Genomic DNA, 15,097 nt, shown 5'->3' with positions numbered 1-15,097 from the left:
ATGAAGAGTGAATAAACAGGAACATCCTACACCAATGCAGCCCTGACTCAGATATCTTTAGTCCTGGACGTATTCCTACCAAAGAAACCGGGTTTTTTGCCTAATCTCGCGACTCCAACGAAGGATTTTCGTAAAAAAACCCGGTTTCTGGCCACCCGTGCGTCCAGGACTGATCTTATCAGGAGTCCGCCCCCTCAAGATTACTTCGACTAAAGGCTTGACAAGTTTTAATTTATGCTATATGTGACTCCTTAGTAAAGCACTCCCATCTCCTGACGGCTTTCAGGGCAGTTCGGTTTCCACTACTTCAGACGAGCGATCGCCCTTGCCGGGATTCCTGACAACACAAAAACAAGTTACAAATACGTTAAGATTGATGAACATAAATAAAAATTCCCAAATCACAGGGACTAAATAATTAGGAGGATCGACCTCGGTGAATAAACGCTGGAGAAACGCTGGACTGTACGCACTGCTGGCTATTGTAGTCATTGCCCTAGCCACTGCATTTTTTGACAAACAGCCCCCTAGTCGGGAAGTTTGGAAGTACAGCCAATTCATTCAGGAAGTCGAAGGCAACAGAGTAGACAAAATAAATATCAGTTCCGATCGCAGTAAAGCTCTCGTAACGGCTCAGGACGGCAGCAAGGTAATTGTCAACCTGCCTAACGACCCCGAACTGATTAACATCCTGACCAAAAATAAGGTAGATATTTCAGTTCTGCCCCAAAACGACGAAGGCTTCTGGGTAAAAGCCCTCAGCAGCCTGTTCTTCCCGATCCTGCTCTTGGTGGGACTGTTTTTCCTGGTGCGGCGCGCCCAAAACGGGCCCGGCAATCAAGCCATGAACTTCGGCAAATCGAAAGCTAGAGTCCAAATGGAGCCTCAAACTCAGGTGACTTTCGGCGACGTAGCCGGCATCGAACAAGCCAAGCTAGAACTCGCTGAAGTCGTGGACTTCCTGAAAAATGCCGATCGCTTCACCGCAGTCGGAGCTAAAATCCCCAAAGGCGTGCTGTTAGTCGGCCCTCCCGGAACAGGCAAAACCTTGCTCGCCAAAGCAGTCGCCGGAGAAGCAGGTGTTCCTTTCTTCAGCATTTCCGGTTCGGAATTTGTCGAAATGTTCGTCGGTGTCGGTGCTTCCCGCGTCCGCGACTTGTTTGAACAAGCTAAAACAAACGCTCCTTGTATCGTATTTATTGATGAAATTGACGCCGTAGGCCGCCAGCGCGGAGCTGGTTTGGGCGGTGGTAACGATGAACGGGAACAAACCCTGAACCAGTTACTGACCGAAATGGACGGTTTTGAAGGCAATACTGGCATCATTTTGATTGCTGCTACTAACCGCCCCGACGTGCTGGATGCTGCGCTGCTACGTCCAGGTCGCTTCGATCGCCAAGTTGTGGTCGATCGCCCCGATTTCTCCGGCCGCCTCGAAATTCTTAACGTTCACGCCCGCGGCAAAACCTTGTCAAAAGATGTGGATTTGGAAAAAATCGCCCGCCGGACACCCGGTTTCACAGGTGCGGATTTGGCTAACTTGCTCAACGAATCAGCAATTTTGGCAGCCCGTCGCAATTTGACCGAAGTCTCGATGGATGAAGTCAACGATGCGATCGATCGCGTCCTCGCCGGCCCCGAAAAGAAAGACCGCGTGATGAGCGAAAAACGCAAAACCTTAGTAGCTTACCACGAAGCCGGTCACGCTTTAGTCGGTGCGCTGATGCCCGACTACGATCCCGTACAGAAAATCAGCATTATCCCCCGCGGCCGCGCTGGTGGTTTGACTTGGTTCACACCTAGCGAAGATCGCATGGATTCTGGCTTGTATTCTCGCTCTTACTTGCAAAATCAAATGGCGGTAGCCTTGGGCGGCCGCATTGCTGAAGAGATTGTCTTCGGTGAAGAAGAAGTCACAACTGGCGCTTCCAATGACTTGCAACAAGTGGCAAGAGTAGCACGCCAAATGGTAACTCGCTTCGGAATGAGCGATCGGCTAGGCCCTGTAGCTCTCGGTCGCCAACAAGGGAATATGTTCATGGGTCGCGATATCATGGCCGAACGGGACTTTTCTGAAGAAACCGCAGCTACGATCGATGATGAAGTCCGCTTGTTGGTAGAGCAAGCTTACCTGCGCGCTAAAGACGTGCTCGTCGGCAACCGCCACGTGCTGAACGCCTTGGCAGATATGCTAGTTGACAAGGAAACTGTCGATGCTGATGAATTGCAAAATTTGTTAGCTAATAGCGATGTCAAGATGGCGACAATTGCCTAATTGATTTTAGATTTTGGATTTTAGATTTTAGATTTAATCTAAAGCTTAAAATCGATAATTGGGGTGCTTCTGGTATTGTCTGGAATCGCCCCGATTTTTTTGTGGTGCGATCGGCTGTTTAATTTCATTGTGCAATGCTATTCACCAAACAGTGGACAAGACTCAACAGCTAGTTCATACACTGGACAAATAGCCAGCCTAAGTATCTTGAATACTACGTTTTGAGGGTGATGACACCTACGGGTGCTTTCCAGCTTGTAGCTCTGTCGTTAGAGATTAAACAGATGTATTTGGTTAAGTCAGTGTCTCTAACCCAACAAGCCATCAAAACATTGGCGAGGAAAACATAACCTGAGCAATCAGAGGACTTTCATGTCTAACTTTGTATTCGTTTTAGATACCAACAAACAACCACTTGAGCTAGTAGCACCAGGACAAGCAAGACGATTGTTAAAACTAGCCCAAGCTGCTGTGTATCTCCGTTACCCGTTCACAATTATTCTGAAATATGCGGTTTCTCACCCAAAAACGCAACCGACTCAATTAAAAATTGATCCAGGTTCTAAAACTACTGGGCTGGCGATCGTTAGCGGTAATAAAGTTCTCTGGGGGGCTCATTTGAGCCATCGCGGGCAACAAATTAAAAATGACTTAGAGTCACGTCGCAACCTTCGTCGCAATCGTCGCAACCGCAAAACTCGTTACCGCAAACCACGTTTTCTGAACCGCACAAGAGCACCTGGATGGTTGCCACCAAGCTTAGAATCTAGGGTGAAAAACATCGTGACTTGGGTCAACCGCATCCGTCGATACGTCGCAATTACAGGCATATCCCAAGAGTTAGTTAAATTTGACTTACTTGCAATGCAGAATCCCGAAATATCCGGCAAAGAGTATCAGCAAGGGGAACTTGCGGGCTATGAAGTCAAAGAATACTTGTTAGCGAAGTGGGGGAGAAAGTGCGCCTATTGCGGTGTTGAAAACGTACCTTTTGAGGTAGAACATATCCACCCCAAATCAAAAGGGGGAAGCGATCGCGTTTCCAATCTTACCCTAGCCTGCCGTGGGTGCAACCAAGCCAAAGGCAATCAAGATATTCGGGATTTCTTGTTCAAAAAGCCTGACATCCTGTCCCGTATTTTGAAACAGGCCTCACAACCTTTGAAAGATGCAACTGCTGTGAATTCAACCGGCTGGGCATTGTTCCAACAACTTAAACAAACAGGATTGCCCATAGAAGTTTCAACTGGAGGTAGAACAAAGTACAATCGGACTCGTTTAGGACTAGCTAAAACTCATTGGCTGGATGCAGCTTGTGTAGGAAATGTAGAAGTGCTGCAAGTTTTAACGGATCAACCGTTGTTAATTGCAGCTAAAGGATGGGGCAGCCGTCAAATGTGTACAACCAATAAATACGGATTTCCTGTCAAGCACAGAACGCGGTGCAAAACGTTTTTTGGGTTTGGGACTGGCGACATGGTAAGTGCGATTCTCCCCTCTGGGAGGTTTGCAGGCACTCACGTCGGCAGGCTGACGGTCAGAGAAAGCGGAGTTTTTGAAATGAGAACGCCACTCGGCAAGGTTAGTCCAGTACGTCATAAATACTGTAAATCAATCCACCGCAACGATGGATATATGTATGCTTTTTCCACAAATGTCCAATGAATCAGCGATTAGAGGGGTAGCGATCGGGCGATCGCACTGCATCATTTCGATATAACCGGACTTGATATCACCCTTGGTAAACTTCTCGCCGGTGACGCACTTTACTGATATCGATCGTGCGGCTGTCGTCATCTATGGTGTATATTACCCTGTAATCGCCCACCCGAATTCGCCAGCCGTTTTTCTTCCCCTTTAACTTGAGACAGCCTGGGGGACGGGGCACACTGGCTAAAGCATTTATCTGGGGATAAATGCGACTGCTGATTTCAACGGGCAGAGCGTCCAGGTCTTTTTGAGCCGAACGTGCAGTAATGACCAAGTAATCAGACATTCAACATACCCTTTTCCTCAAGCTGGCGCTTAACTTCTTCCCAGGGAACTCTTGGTTCATCTTGTCTAGATTCAATAGTCAAAGAGTCATAAACATCCTCCCAGAGTTCGCCGTGCTTCTCGAAGTCAAGCAGCACCGCAATTTTTTCGCCTTGGCCGTCAACTAAAAACTGAAAGTCTGTCGGTTCGCCACATTCAGCCAACACGTCAACCCAAAATTCGCTGTGTTCTTTGAGGTCAACAATTGCAGCGGTTTTGTTGCCTTCATTGTCTGTTAAAAATTGAACGCCGCGCATATTGTAGTTTGGCATATATCGAATTTTGTAATGTGTACTAAAATTATATCCTAGTCAGAATGAGTTAGCATGAATCATCAATCTTGGTTGACACTACTAAAAAAACACCGAGCGATCGCCGTGATCCGTTCATCCGAACAGGAAGTCGCTTGGCAGATGGCAAAATCTGTAGCAGCAGGAGGAATCCAATTTATTGAAATTACCTGGAATACCCACAAAGCCGCTGAATTAATTTCGCAACTCCGCTCAGAATTGCCAGATTTTAGTATTGGTACTGGCACTTTATTACACTTAGAACAGTTGCAGCAAGCCATAGATTGCGGGGCTCAATTCCTGTTTACTCCGCACACCGATGTAGGCATGATTCAAGCAGCAGTTGATGCGAGAGTGCCGATCGTCCCTGGTGCTTTTTCTCCCACAGAAATTATGACGGCGTGGCAAGCAGGTGCTACCTGCGTGAAAGTTTTTCCGATCGCAGGCTTGGGAGGCGCTGCTTACCTGAAAAGCCTGCAAGGCCCTCTGGGCGACATTCCTTTGATTCCCACGGGCGGGGTGACGCTGGAAAATGCCAAGGTATTTATTGACGCTGGGGCGATCGCCGTTGGTTTAGCCGGAGACTTATTTCCCAAACACTTAGTGCAAAATCGAGATTGGCGGGCGATCGTCGAAATTGCCAAAACTCTCACCCAAAACTTAACAACTTGTTAAGCCCTCTTTCCCAATTTAAAATCTATAATCTACAATTTAAAATAGTACCAGGTGTGAAAGTTTCCCAATTCTTCAATTTTTCAATCTAAAACTATCAAATCGTCTTGGGTGTGAGGAATAAACATGATTATCAACTCAACTTACTTGCGTCGCGCAGGAACTTTATGTGTTGCCTGCGCCCTAACAGTTGCTGCATTTTGTGGCGGACAAATTCCTGCATTTGCAGGCGAACAGCGCAACATAATTGCCAATAGAATCATGCAGTTGCAGCAATCCAGTCAGCGCTGGATTGAAATTGATTTGTCAAGACAAAAACTCATAGCTTGGGAAGGAAATACACCCGTTTATGCGGTGACTATTTCCAGCGGCAAATCATCGACTCCCACCCGCACGGGAACCTTTGCCATCCAAACCAAATATCGCGTTACTAGAATGACTGGGGAAGACTACGACGTGCCCGACGTTCCCTATACAATGTATTACGATGGCGGTAATGCAATTCACGGCGCTTACTGGCACAATTTGTTTGGAAATCCCGTCACTCACGGCTGCACAAATGTAGCTGTAAATCACGCTAAATGGCTGTTCAATTGGGCCTCGGTGGGGACGCCTGTAGTGGTGCACAAATCTGAAATTTAACTAATAGGTTCGTAGATCAAACGGCGGTTGAAACCGCGTCTATACAGACAAAACAAGCCGGACGCCGGTTGAAGAGTGAGCGGTTAAAATTACATTTATGGAGACAAAATTCACTTCAAGGGCGTGGGAATTTTTGATTTCATTCAGTCCGCGGAGGCGGACTTCCTTTGTCTAGACGCGGTTTCAACCGTACGTCCTATATTTAACTTAACTGCACCACTGGTTTATCCTCTAACAAAGTTTCATTGGTTAGCAAATCTTCCACAGTAATCCGCAAAAAGCGCTGTTCGTCAACGCGGAAAAAGATTTTTATGCGATCGCTCCCCGGATACCCAGGCGGCGTCAATTGCGCGATACTGCGAGCTCCGTCTTTGTCATTTAGCGGCTGTACGGATCTTTCGCCCGCGAGTTGGCGAGTAATTAGCCTGTCGCCGTCAAAATAGATCTCCGTCCCACCAGTTTCCGCTCCCAATTCGCCGATAATTAATTCTATGCTGGGCTGATTTTCCAAAGAAGCTCCCAAGACTAATTCTACCGGTTCGGTCATCGGATAAGACTGACCGGATTTGATTAAACTGTGCCAACTGTGGCAATTTTCGCGGCGGTTCCAGTAGCGAATGCCGTAACTGTGATAGAGAAAATCTTTGATTTCTATGCCTTGACTTAATTGTAGAGCACCTTGGGCGATCGCCTCAAAGGGTTTGTCGCACCGAATTTTTGCCGGATCGAAATATTGCTGCACCCAACGCTGCACCGCTGGAATTTGGACAGTACCGCCAACGAGCAAAACTGCATTGATATCGCCAATTTCTAAGCCTTGGCGCCGCGCTTGCTGCAATACTTGATTCATGCACTCGTCGAGGTTCTCAAAAAACTGATGTTCGGCAAGGATAGATTCAAAGCCCGATCGGTCTAATTCTAATTCGTAACTCTCAAAAGTTTCGTCATCAAAATAAACCTCAGCCGCATTATTTAGCAAAGATAACTGAATCTTTAACCTTTCTGCCAACCTCGTCGTAATCGGAGATTTTGCCAACTTTTTCGTTTTAACAAAATAGTCAACCAACCAATTATCAATATCAGAACCGCCTAAATTTTGTCCGGCTTTAGCCAAAACCCTGGCAACTTTTGTCTTTTGTGCAGAAGATTCAGCTAACAACTTTTCGCCCCATTTCAGCAAAAACCCCAAAGGCTTTTTGTTGGCATTAACATCGAGGCGTACCAATGAAATATCGAGAGTGCCGCCGCCGAAATCAATCACTAATAGAATTTCGCGATCGGCCAAACCGTAACCCAAAGCAGCCGCCGTAGGCTCATCCAACATCCGCACCTGTTCCACTTGCAGAGATTCAGAAACTTTACCCAACCAATGGCGGTAAGCTTCAAAACTATCTACCGGCACAGTAAAAACCAAAGAATCTACCGACAAAGGCAATTCGCGAATTGAGTTCACAATTTGGCTCAAATACCACTCACCGACTCGTTCAAAATCAACAATTTGCCCGTCAAGTTCCGGCACAAAACCCTGCACAAAAGTGCCAATTCCCCGCTTAAAATTGCGAAAAAACCGAGAATCTCGACTCAGATCGAGGCCTTTGTCGCGGACTTGCTGACCGAGGATGACTTTATTTTGAGCAGCGTCCTCAACGTAGAGCAAACTGGGAATTAGGGGTGGATTTTGAACCGAGATTGCCGACAATCCCGGCAATTTCAAGGTTTCGGGCTGCTGGAGAGCTTGATTCCAGCGAGCGACGACGGTGTTGCTAGTTCCAAAGTCAATTGCGATCGTCATTGGGCCAAAATACACAGCTACTAAAGATTATCTTATAATATTATGGTATTTAGAGCTGACAATGCAAACATAATATTATGACTCAATCCACTTCCTTTGCAACACAGAACAAAGAGCCTGTATCGGGAATTAGTGAAATTGCAGTATGCGGGTACAAGTCTATTTATGAAGAGTGCCAAATTGAAGTGCGATCGCTGACAATTTTAGCCGGTGCCAACAGTTCTGGTAAGTCTAGCATTATGCAGCCGCTATTGCTGATGAAGCAAACGCTAGAAGCCCCTTACGATCCGGGTGGTTTGAAACTTGACGGGCCGAATGTTAAGTTTACATCCGCAGAACAGATATTGTCTAAACTGTCACCTGAAAAATACAACGATGAGTTTTATGTCAGGGTTAATCTAGAGAGAGATAATTTTTTGAAAAACGTTTTCAGCAAGCAGCCAAAACCTGGCATTAGAATTGTCAAGGCAATTTACTGTTTTCCTGACAATGATAAAATTATTACTATTTATCCGGGAATGCGACATCAAGAAGTGATTGAGGTTCTTCCAGAAAACTTTGCGGAAAATTACTATATTTTATTAGACAATATTGACGAAGAACCGCCACTATGGAGCGTAAGTAATGTTCGAGGTTTTTTAGACTTACGACTTGGTGAAAGTCATTTTGATTCATCCCATTTGGCAATCAACTTTCAAAAATATATTCGCCAGATAATTCATGTTCCCGGATCGAGAGGCAATCCAGAACGCACCTATAATATCGCAGCATTTGGCAGTGAATTTACTGGAATTTTTGAAAATTATGTTGCTAGTATAGTTAATTCCTGGCAAGAAACCAAGGACGATCGACTGATAAAATTGGGTCAAGCCTTAGAGTTCCTGGGACTCAACTGGAAAGTTGAAGCCAGACAGATTAATGACGTACAAATTGAACTGCTGGTAGGTCGTTTATCCCGCAGCGGGAGTGCAATCGATACGGTTAGTATTGCTGATGTTGGCTTTGGGGTATCGCAAACTTTGCCTATTTTAGTTGCCTTGCTTGTAGCAGAACCAGGACAATTAGTTTACCTAGAACAGCCGGAAATTCACTTGCATCCTCGCGCTCAAGCTGCTTTAGCAGAGATATTAGTTGATGCTGCAAATCGAGGTGTGCGAGTAGTTCTAGAAACTCACAGTGAATTGCTGCTTTTAGCAGTTCAATCGTTAGTTGCCGAGGGTAAAATATTACCTGATTTAGTCAAACTTCACTGGTTTAAACGGCGCGACGATGGTGTTACAGAAGTCAGCAGTGCCGATCTAGATGAAACAGGAGCTTTTGGAGAGTGGCCGGAAGATTTTGGCGATGTCTCTTTGCATCTAGAAAACCGCTATTTGGATGCAGCCGAAGCTGTTTTGTGGAAGCATTAACATGGCAGATAAAATTTCTAAACGCCTGGTAATTGATGCTTCAGTTGCGCGTGCTGCTGGTGGAGAAGATGCTACCTATCCAATATCCGTTTACTGTCGCGATTTTCTCGAAGCTGTGTTGGATATTTCTCACAGAGTTGTGATGACTCCAGATATTAGAGATGAGTGGAACAAGCATCAATCAAAATCCGCTCGTATATGGCTGCGCCGGATGGTGGCAAAGAAGAAACTATGCCCCTGCGATATCGCGGTAGATGATAATTTGTGGTCTCAAGTTGAATCGATTGCCGAAAGCGATAAAGAGCGGGAAATAATGGTTAAAGATTTGCGGTTGGTGGAAGCTGCGATCGCTACCGATCGCACAGTAATTTCACTTGATAACAAAGTCAGACAATGTTTTGCTAAAGTAGCAGTAGAGGTTGATGAGCTTAAAGATATTATATGGGTAAATCCAGCCCAAATAGCAGAAAAACCTCTTGATTGGCTGCAAAATGGTGCTGAACCCGAAATAGAAAGATCGCTCGGATTTCAAAAAGCCGACAACTGAGTTAATTTAGAGTAATTCCTGATTAGGATCGGAAGTGCGATCGCCATTATACCAATTTTCCGATGCCACAAAGACGCACCACTTTGATAAGTGGCACAAAAATCATACTATTTTATATTTTATATTTTATATTGGGCATGACTGACGGCATCAGAATTTCAGGTTTGGCTAAAGTTAAATTTTTGTAAAACTGGTATCACCTCTGGGAACCGGCCAAGCTTTTACCTTTGATGTCAATCCAAATTTTCAAAGGTGGCGTAAAAAATGCTGGAAATTGGCGATCGCAAAACAGCACTCTTAGCTCTCACACTGCTCGTCCCCGCTGCGAGTATTGGTATAATAGCAGGCTTGTATATTGCCCCCGGAAGCTGGGGACAAACAGTATCAGCCTTGTGTCAACTTTGGTTGCTCCTTTTCCCGATCGCCTGGTGTGTTTTAGTCGATCGGCAAAAACTGCATTTATCCCTCCCCAAGCGGCGAGAATTGCGGGCTGGAGCCATTTGGGGAATAGCCATGTTTGCGGTAATTGTGGGTATCTACAGCCTTTTCGGCCAGCACTGGATCGATCCTGTAGCGGCCAAAGAAAAAGCTCGCCAATTGGGAACCAACAGCCAAAATATTTACTTAATTGTTGAAGCATATTTCGTGCTAGTTAACTCGCTGATTGAAGAATTTACTTGGCGGTGGTTTGTCTGCAACAAATGCCAGATTCTGATACCAGGAAAACCAGCCATATTTCTCAGTTCACTATTTTTCACCCTCCACCACATTTTTGTAATCGCAGCCTACAGCGACTGGCGCGCTGTGATTTTAGGCTCATTCGCCGTCTTCACCGCCGGGATAATTTGGTCGCACTGTTATCTAACTTACCGTTCGCTGTGGCCTAGTTATATCAGCCACGCGATCGCAGATTTAGCCCTCGCAATGATTGCTTGGCAAATCCTCTTTAACTAGCCACTTTTTTAGCAACTATAGCCAAATACGGTTCACTTAACGTTTTTGTCATTGCGAGCGATCGAGCGCGGCAATCGCAGAGACTATGACATTTCTCGGTTAAGTCAGGTGGGCGCTGAGCAATTATCTTCTTAAGTGAACCGTATTAAACTATAGCCCAATACGCTTGGGCTAACACTTTTTGTCCGCAGCGATCGCGCCCCAGAGCAATCTCAGTGTCTATTTTTCAAATCGTTATGACTGCGGGACTCTCTTAACTCAACCGTATTGGACGCTGCTGGGATTTTGACTGATGCTGTACAACAATTGAAAGTTCATGTATTCCCACCGAGAAATGCTTTGTGTGAAGACATCTATTTAAAGTTAGAGATTTTGTTGCGCTGGCGATCGCATAATTTTTACTGCGTGAAAACTGGCAAACCATATCGTTGCCACCCTGGGCACCACAACGCTCAAAAGTACACCGATTGTCCTTCGGAATCGTCAACTCAGGAAATATGATTTTTTCATAGCAGGATTTTTTTTGTAAGCGAACTCGCTTGATACATACCGCTAAGCTGCGGCTACCAATTAAGAGTCAAGGTTGCCACGATCTATATCACTGCACCATGACAATTGTTGTGATATTTACACGATCGTTAGGTAATTGGGGGAACTTGAATTTTACGGTAATTACTTAGACATCTGTTGGGCACGCTACATACTCGGTGGAGAAGTGGCAGTCACTTTTGGGGATACTTTCAGGCGATCGCCTGCCATTAAAAAATTTAAAACTCAGGCAGTTAATTAAATTGATACCAATCAAATTATATATTCTGTAGCGATCGACAAACCTACCTTTTTCAGCAGTCCAGACGCATCAAACGGTTTTTTAAGACATTTACGGCAACAAGATCGAGCAATAGTTAAAAAAAACCAGTTTTTCCTGATTAACCTATCCATGACTGTGATTTCTGCGATTCCCTTTCAGAATCAGCTCGCGTCCGTGCAGGTGTTTGAGCAAATTACATCTCTGAATTCAGAATAAATAATATATTTTTTAAGCGATACAGAGCGTATAGTAACTTAAAACACACAGTCAAGCATCAGTATTTCTAGCGATGATAGCTATCGCGAATTAATATTTTATAACTAATAATTTAATTTAATAGAATTTTATAACAAATTTTTCCGGACGGCGATTGTCAATCTCCGGAATATTGTTACGCTGGCTACCTTTCCCCAACACTAAAGTTTGGAGAGTTACGGTAAACCGTAACTCTGTGTCGGTAAGATCAGCAAATGATGTTATGTTAGGCAGGAAGTGTTGTAGAGCTTCGTGTGTGGGGCGAAAAAAGCTGATGTTAGATCGCGTATCTGTCTTGAGAAGTAACTTTCGCAGACCCGAAAAAATATCCCGCAGGGAACTGTTGGTGAATCGAATCCATCATTACTATAGATTGAATGACAGCGAAATTGTGGATCTATACTGGGGTGTTGCGAACAGTCGCTAGGTTTGATTCTATGCCCACACCGGGAAAGCGGTAATTAAGATTCACCCGCCCCTCTTTCCTGTCGGCTCTCACAAAGCGCGCTCATCGCAGCGTCGAAACCGAGTCGGATTATTCAGCGGGAGTTAAACATGAAAATCACCTTTGTTCTTCCTACTCTGTGTCTGACTGGTGGAATTCGAGTAATATCTATTTTCGCAGAACTCTTGAAACAACGAGGACACTCCGTGTTCGTCATCTCTGTACCCCATGAGCAAGCGAGTCTGCGCCAGCAAGTCAAGTCGCTGCTGCGGGGAAGGGGCTGGATTTCCACACCTGAAAATGAGCCATCATTTTTCGATAATCTCAGTGTAGAAAGCAAAATTATCGATCGCTCGCGCCCAATAGAAGACAAAGATGTGCCTGACGCTGACGTAGTAGTTGCCACCTGGTGGGAAACCGCCGAGTGGGTAGCAAAACTCTCCCCGAGCAAAGGAGCTAAAGCTTATTTTATCCAGCACCATGAAGTTTTTGACTATCTACCTGAAGGTAGAGTCGAAGCAACCTGGAAGCTACCCATGCACAAAATTACGATCTCTGACTGGTTAGTTGACCTAGCTCGGACTAAATATGGCGATCGCCAAGTTTCCTCAGCTCCTCCGAGCGTTGACACCAAGCAATTTTATGCCTGCCCTCGCCACAAACAATCGGTTCCTACCATTGGCATGATGTACTCTGCAATTTACTGGAAAGGAACCGACATCGCACTCAAAGCTTTTTCCCTAGCCGCTGAAAAAATTCCCAACCTGCGTCTGGTTGCCTTCGGTACAGAGGCCCCATCCCCGGAATTGCCGCTACCAGCCAATGCCGAGTATGTAATTAGACCCGACCAAGACAAACTCAAAGATTATTACAGCAAATGCGATGCGTGGCTGCTGGCGAGTCGCTCTGAAGGCTTCGGCTTGCCAATTATCGAAGCGATGGCGTGCCGCACTCCCGTCATCAGTACCACAGCAGGCGCTGCTCCTGAAATTTTGAGCGGCGGTACTGGCATACTTGTAAGCCCAGAAGATCCCGAAGAAATGGCAAAAGCCATAGAATCTATGTGTCATTTGTCGAATGCCCAGTGGCAAGCCATGTCGGAAGCCGCCTATGCTAAGGTGACCAATTACTCTTGGAAAGATGCCACGGAGCATTTTGAAGCAGGATTGAAAGTTGCTGTAGAGAAATCTCAACAGCGTGAAGTTAACATAGTTTCCTGTTCTCCCTACTATGTGCGGGGCCCATTACCATGCGCGGTTCCCACCGGCGCCGGAAAAAGTTAAGCTTTGATGTTAACAGCAGCAATTTGAAATTCTGCGCTAGTGATGCCAGCGATCGCGGGATTCTGCGTAGGAACTCAATTATCGTTTGGTAGGGTGCTTCTAGTAAAACTCACATCGGCGGTGTCCTGTTTTATACCCAGCAGTTTCGACACTAATTCTGACCGCATCTACCTCAAATACTGGTTTCCTGTTACTGCCGGCCAAAATCTCAACCCGAGTTCAACGGATGTTTGAAAGCTCAGGCTGTTAAAGGTTAGACTTGTCTAATCCTCACACATCTCCTGATTTGTCATTGGCAAAAGTCCCTGACGACAAAGTACGGCCGGCTCGACATCAAGTAACGATCGCCTCGATCATTGACCTAAACCCTGCGCCAAACCCAAAAAGAGACTCGTCAGTGCAAATAGATTAGGATGGAGAAGCTCGATCGACCAGTTTTGATCTTTCACATCTACCTATACTATGAGAATTACTTTTGTCCTTCCTACCCTTGCTCTTACAGGTGGCATGAGGGTTTTGTCTATCTACACACAAATTCTCCAACAGCGAGGACACACAATATGTATCGTCTCTACACCTCACGAACGACCAACTTTAATGCAACAATTGCGCTCTGTGGTCAGAGGTAAGGGTTGGGAACCCGCTCAGGCGAGAGGGCCGTCTCACTTTGACCGTATAGATGTCGAAAGTCGAGTTACCGAAACCTACCGTCCAATTACCGACAGGGACGTACCTGATGCCGATATTATCATGGCTACTTGGTGGGAAACTGCCGAGTGGGTGTCTAAACTCTCCCCCAGCAAAGGAGCGAAAGTATATTTTCTCCAACACTACGAGGCTTTTGACTACACACCAAAAGCTCGAGTAGATGCAACTTGGCGGCTGCCGATGCACAAAATTGCCGTCGCTAAGTGGCTGGAAGACAAGGCTAGGGATGAATTTGGTAATTTGTCTGTATCTCTCGTGCCTCCCACTGTTGACACCACACAGTTTTACGACCCCCGATCGCGATCGGGGCAGCCGCGGGGCAAGCAGTCAGTTCCCACAGTCGGGATGTACTATTCTATAGCTCCTTGGAAAGGCTGTGCTCTTGCCATTGAAGCTTTCAATCTAGCGGCCAAAAGAATCCCTAATCTTCGTTTAGTTGCCTTTGGTTCCGGCGAAACTGCTCCTCCGGATTTGTTGCAGCATAATATTGAGTATTACAAGATACCTAGTCAAGACGAACTCAAAGAACTTTACAGCAAATGCGATGCTTGGCTGTTTGCCAGCCAAACCGAAGGCTTCGGCTTGCCAATTTTAGAAGCGATGGCTTGTGGCACTCCAGTGATCGGCACTCCTGCTGGCGCGGCTCCGGAACTCCTCGCTGGCGGGGGTGGAATACTTGTGAAACCAGAAGACCCAGAGGATATGGCAAAAGCGATCGAGCAGATTTGTCAGTTGTCAGATGCCGAATGGCGGGCCATGTCTGAGACTGCTTTGGACACGGTGATACATTATACCTGGGAGGATGCAACCGATATCTTCGAGGCTGCACTGTACACCGCAGTCGAACGTCAGCCACAATTAACGGACAAGCTGTACAAATAGAGCATTCTCCTGTTGATTGATTTACTGAATTTTGCTGCAATTATCTGAATAATGTGTTAAACTAGCAGAATATTCAGCATTATTCACTTTTGGATAAC

The 15,097-nt window shown here is 45.8% G+C and carries 12 protein-coding genes; 9 read left to right on the top strand and 3 right to left on the bottom strand.

Annotated features, from left to right (window positions below):
• The first annotated feature begins 436 nt into the window (after positions 1–436).
• Positions 437–2,275 carry an ATP-dependent zinc metalloprotease FtsH3 gene (gene ftsH3 / locus JGK11_RS06085; protein ID WP_293178800.1) on the top strand — a complete coding sequence of 613 codons (1,839 nt, stop codon included), beginning with the start codon at positions 437–439 and terminating at the stop codon, positions 2,273–2,275.
• A gap of 372 nt (positions 2,276–2,647) precedes the next feature.
• A complete protein-coding gene (gene iscB, locus JGK11_RS06080; RefSeq protein WP_293178803.1) occupies positions 2,648–3,940 on the top strand; it encodes an RNA-guided endonuclease IscB in 1,293 nt (430 codons plus the stop codon).
• Between the two features lie 67 nt (positions 3,941–4,007).
• Here the strand turns inward: iscB and JGK11_RS06075 are convergent, their stop codons facing one another.
• Both JGK11_RS06075 and JGK11_RS06070 read right to left on the bottom strand, forming a co-directional pair.
• Positions 4,008–4,271, bottom strand: coding sequence for a type II toxin-antitoxin system RelE/ParE family toxin (locus tag JGK11_RS06075; RefSeq protein ID WP_293178806.1), 264 nt, complete (start codon positions 4,269–4,271; stop codon positions 4,008–4,010).
• Positions 4,264–4,581 (bottom strand): hypothetical protein, encoded by a 318-nt coding sequence (locus tag JGK11_RS06070; protein ID WP_293178809.1) that lies wholly within the window; start codon positions 4,579–4,581, stop codon positions 4,264–4,266. Before JGK11_RS06070 ends, JGK11_RS06075 begins: the two co-directional genes overlap by 8 nt.
• Positions 4,582–4,635: 54 nt before the next feature.
• Between JGK11_RS06070 and JGK11_RS06065 the strand changes: the two genes are divergently transcribed.
• Together JGK11_RS06065 and JGK11_RS06060 are read left to right on the top strand one after the other, a co-directional pair.
• Positions 4,636–5,274 carry a bifunctional 4-hydroxy-2-oxoglutarate aldolase/2-dehydro-3-deoxy-phosphogluconate aldolase gene (locus tag JGK11_RS06065; protein ID WP_293178812.1) on the top strand — a complete coding sequence of 213 codons (639 nt, stop codon included), beginning with the start codon at positions 4,636–4,638 and terminating at the stop codon, positions 5,272–5,274.
• A 117-nt stretch (positions 5,275–5,391) separates the two neighbouring features.
• Complete coding sequence (locus JGK11_RS06060) at positions 5,392–5,913, top strand: L,D-transpeptidase (RefSeq protein ID WP_293178839.1); 522 nt, start codon at positions 5,392–5,394, stop codon at positions 5,911–5,913.
• A gap of 202 nt (positions 5,914–6,115) precedes the next feature.
• Here the strand turns inward: JGK11_RS06060 and JGK11_RS06055 are convergent, their stop codons facing one another.
• Entirely contained in the window at positions 6,116–7,705 is a 1,590-nt protein-coding gene (locus JGK11_RS06055) for an Hsp70 family protein (RefSeq protein WP_293178842.1), read from the bottom strand.
• A gap of 77 nt (positions 7,706–7,782) precedes the next feature.
• On the opposite strand from JGK11_RS06055, the gene JGK11_RS06050 reads away from it, so the two are divergent.
• From JGK11_RS06050 to JGK11_RS06030, 5 genes are all read left to right on the top strand, one after another.
• Positions 7,783–9,114: an AAA family ATPase gene (locus JGK11_RS06050; RefSeq protein ID WP_293210972.1), complete on the top strand. Its 1,332-nt coding sequence runs from the start codon at positions 7,783–7,785 to the stop codon at positions 9,112–9,114.
• A gap of 1 nt (position 9,115) precedes the next feature.
• Positions 9,116–9,661, top strand: a complete 546-nt coding sequence (locus tag JGK11_RS06045; protein WP_293189949.1) for a hypothetical protein — start codon at positions 9,116–9,118, stop codon at positions 9,659–9,661.
• Positions 9,662–9,925: 264 nt separating this feature from the next.
• Complete coding sequence (locus JGK11_RS06040; protein ID WP_293178821.1) at positions 9,926–10,615, top strand: CPBP family intramembrane glutamic endopeptidase; 690 nt, start codon at positions 9,926–9,928, stop codon at positions 10,613–10,615.
• A 1,621-nt stretch (positions 10,616–12,236) separates the two neighbouring features.
• Positions 12,237–13,409 carry a glycosyltransferase family 4 protein gene (locus JGK11_RS06035; protein ID WP_293178824.1) on the top strand — a complete coding sequence of 391 codons (1,173 nt, stop codon included), beginning with the start codon at positions 12,237–12,239 and terminating at the stop codon, positions 13,407–13,409.
• Positions 13,410–13,871: 462 nt separating this feature from the next.
• A complete protein-coding gene (locus JGK11_RS06030; RefSeq protein ID WP_293178827.1) occupies positions 13,872–14,999 on the top strand; it encodes a glycosyltransferase family 4 protein in 1,128 nt (375 codons plus the stop codon).
• Positions 15,000–15,097 lie beyond the last annotated feature (98 nt).

This window comes from Microcoleus sp. PH2017_34_RAT_O_A (genome assembly GCF_020737885.1).
Lineage (GTDB): Bacteria > Cyanobacteriota > Cyanobacteriia > Cyanobacteriales > Microcoleaceae > Microcoleus.
This window is presented reverse-complemented; position numbering and strand designations above follow the sequence as displayed.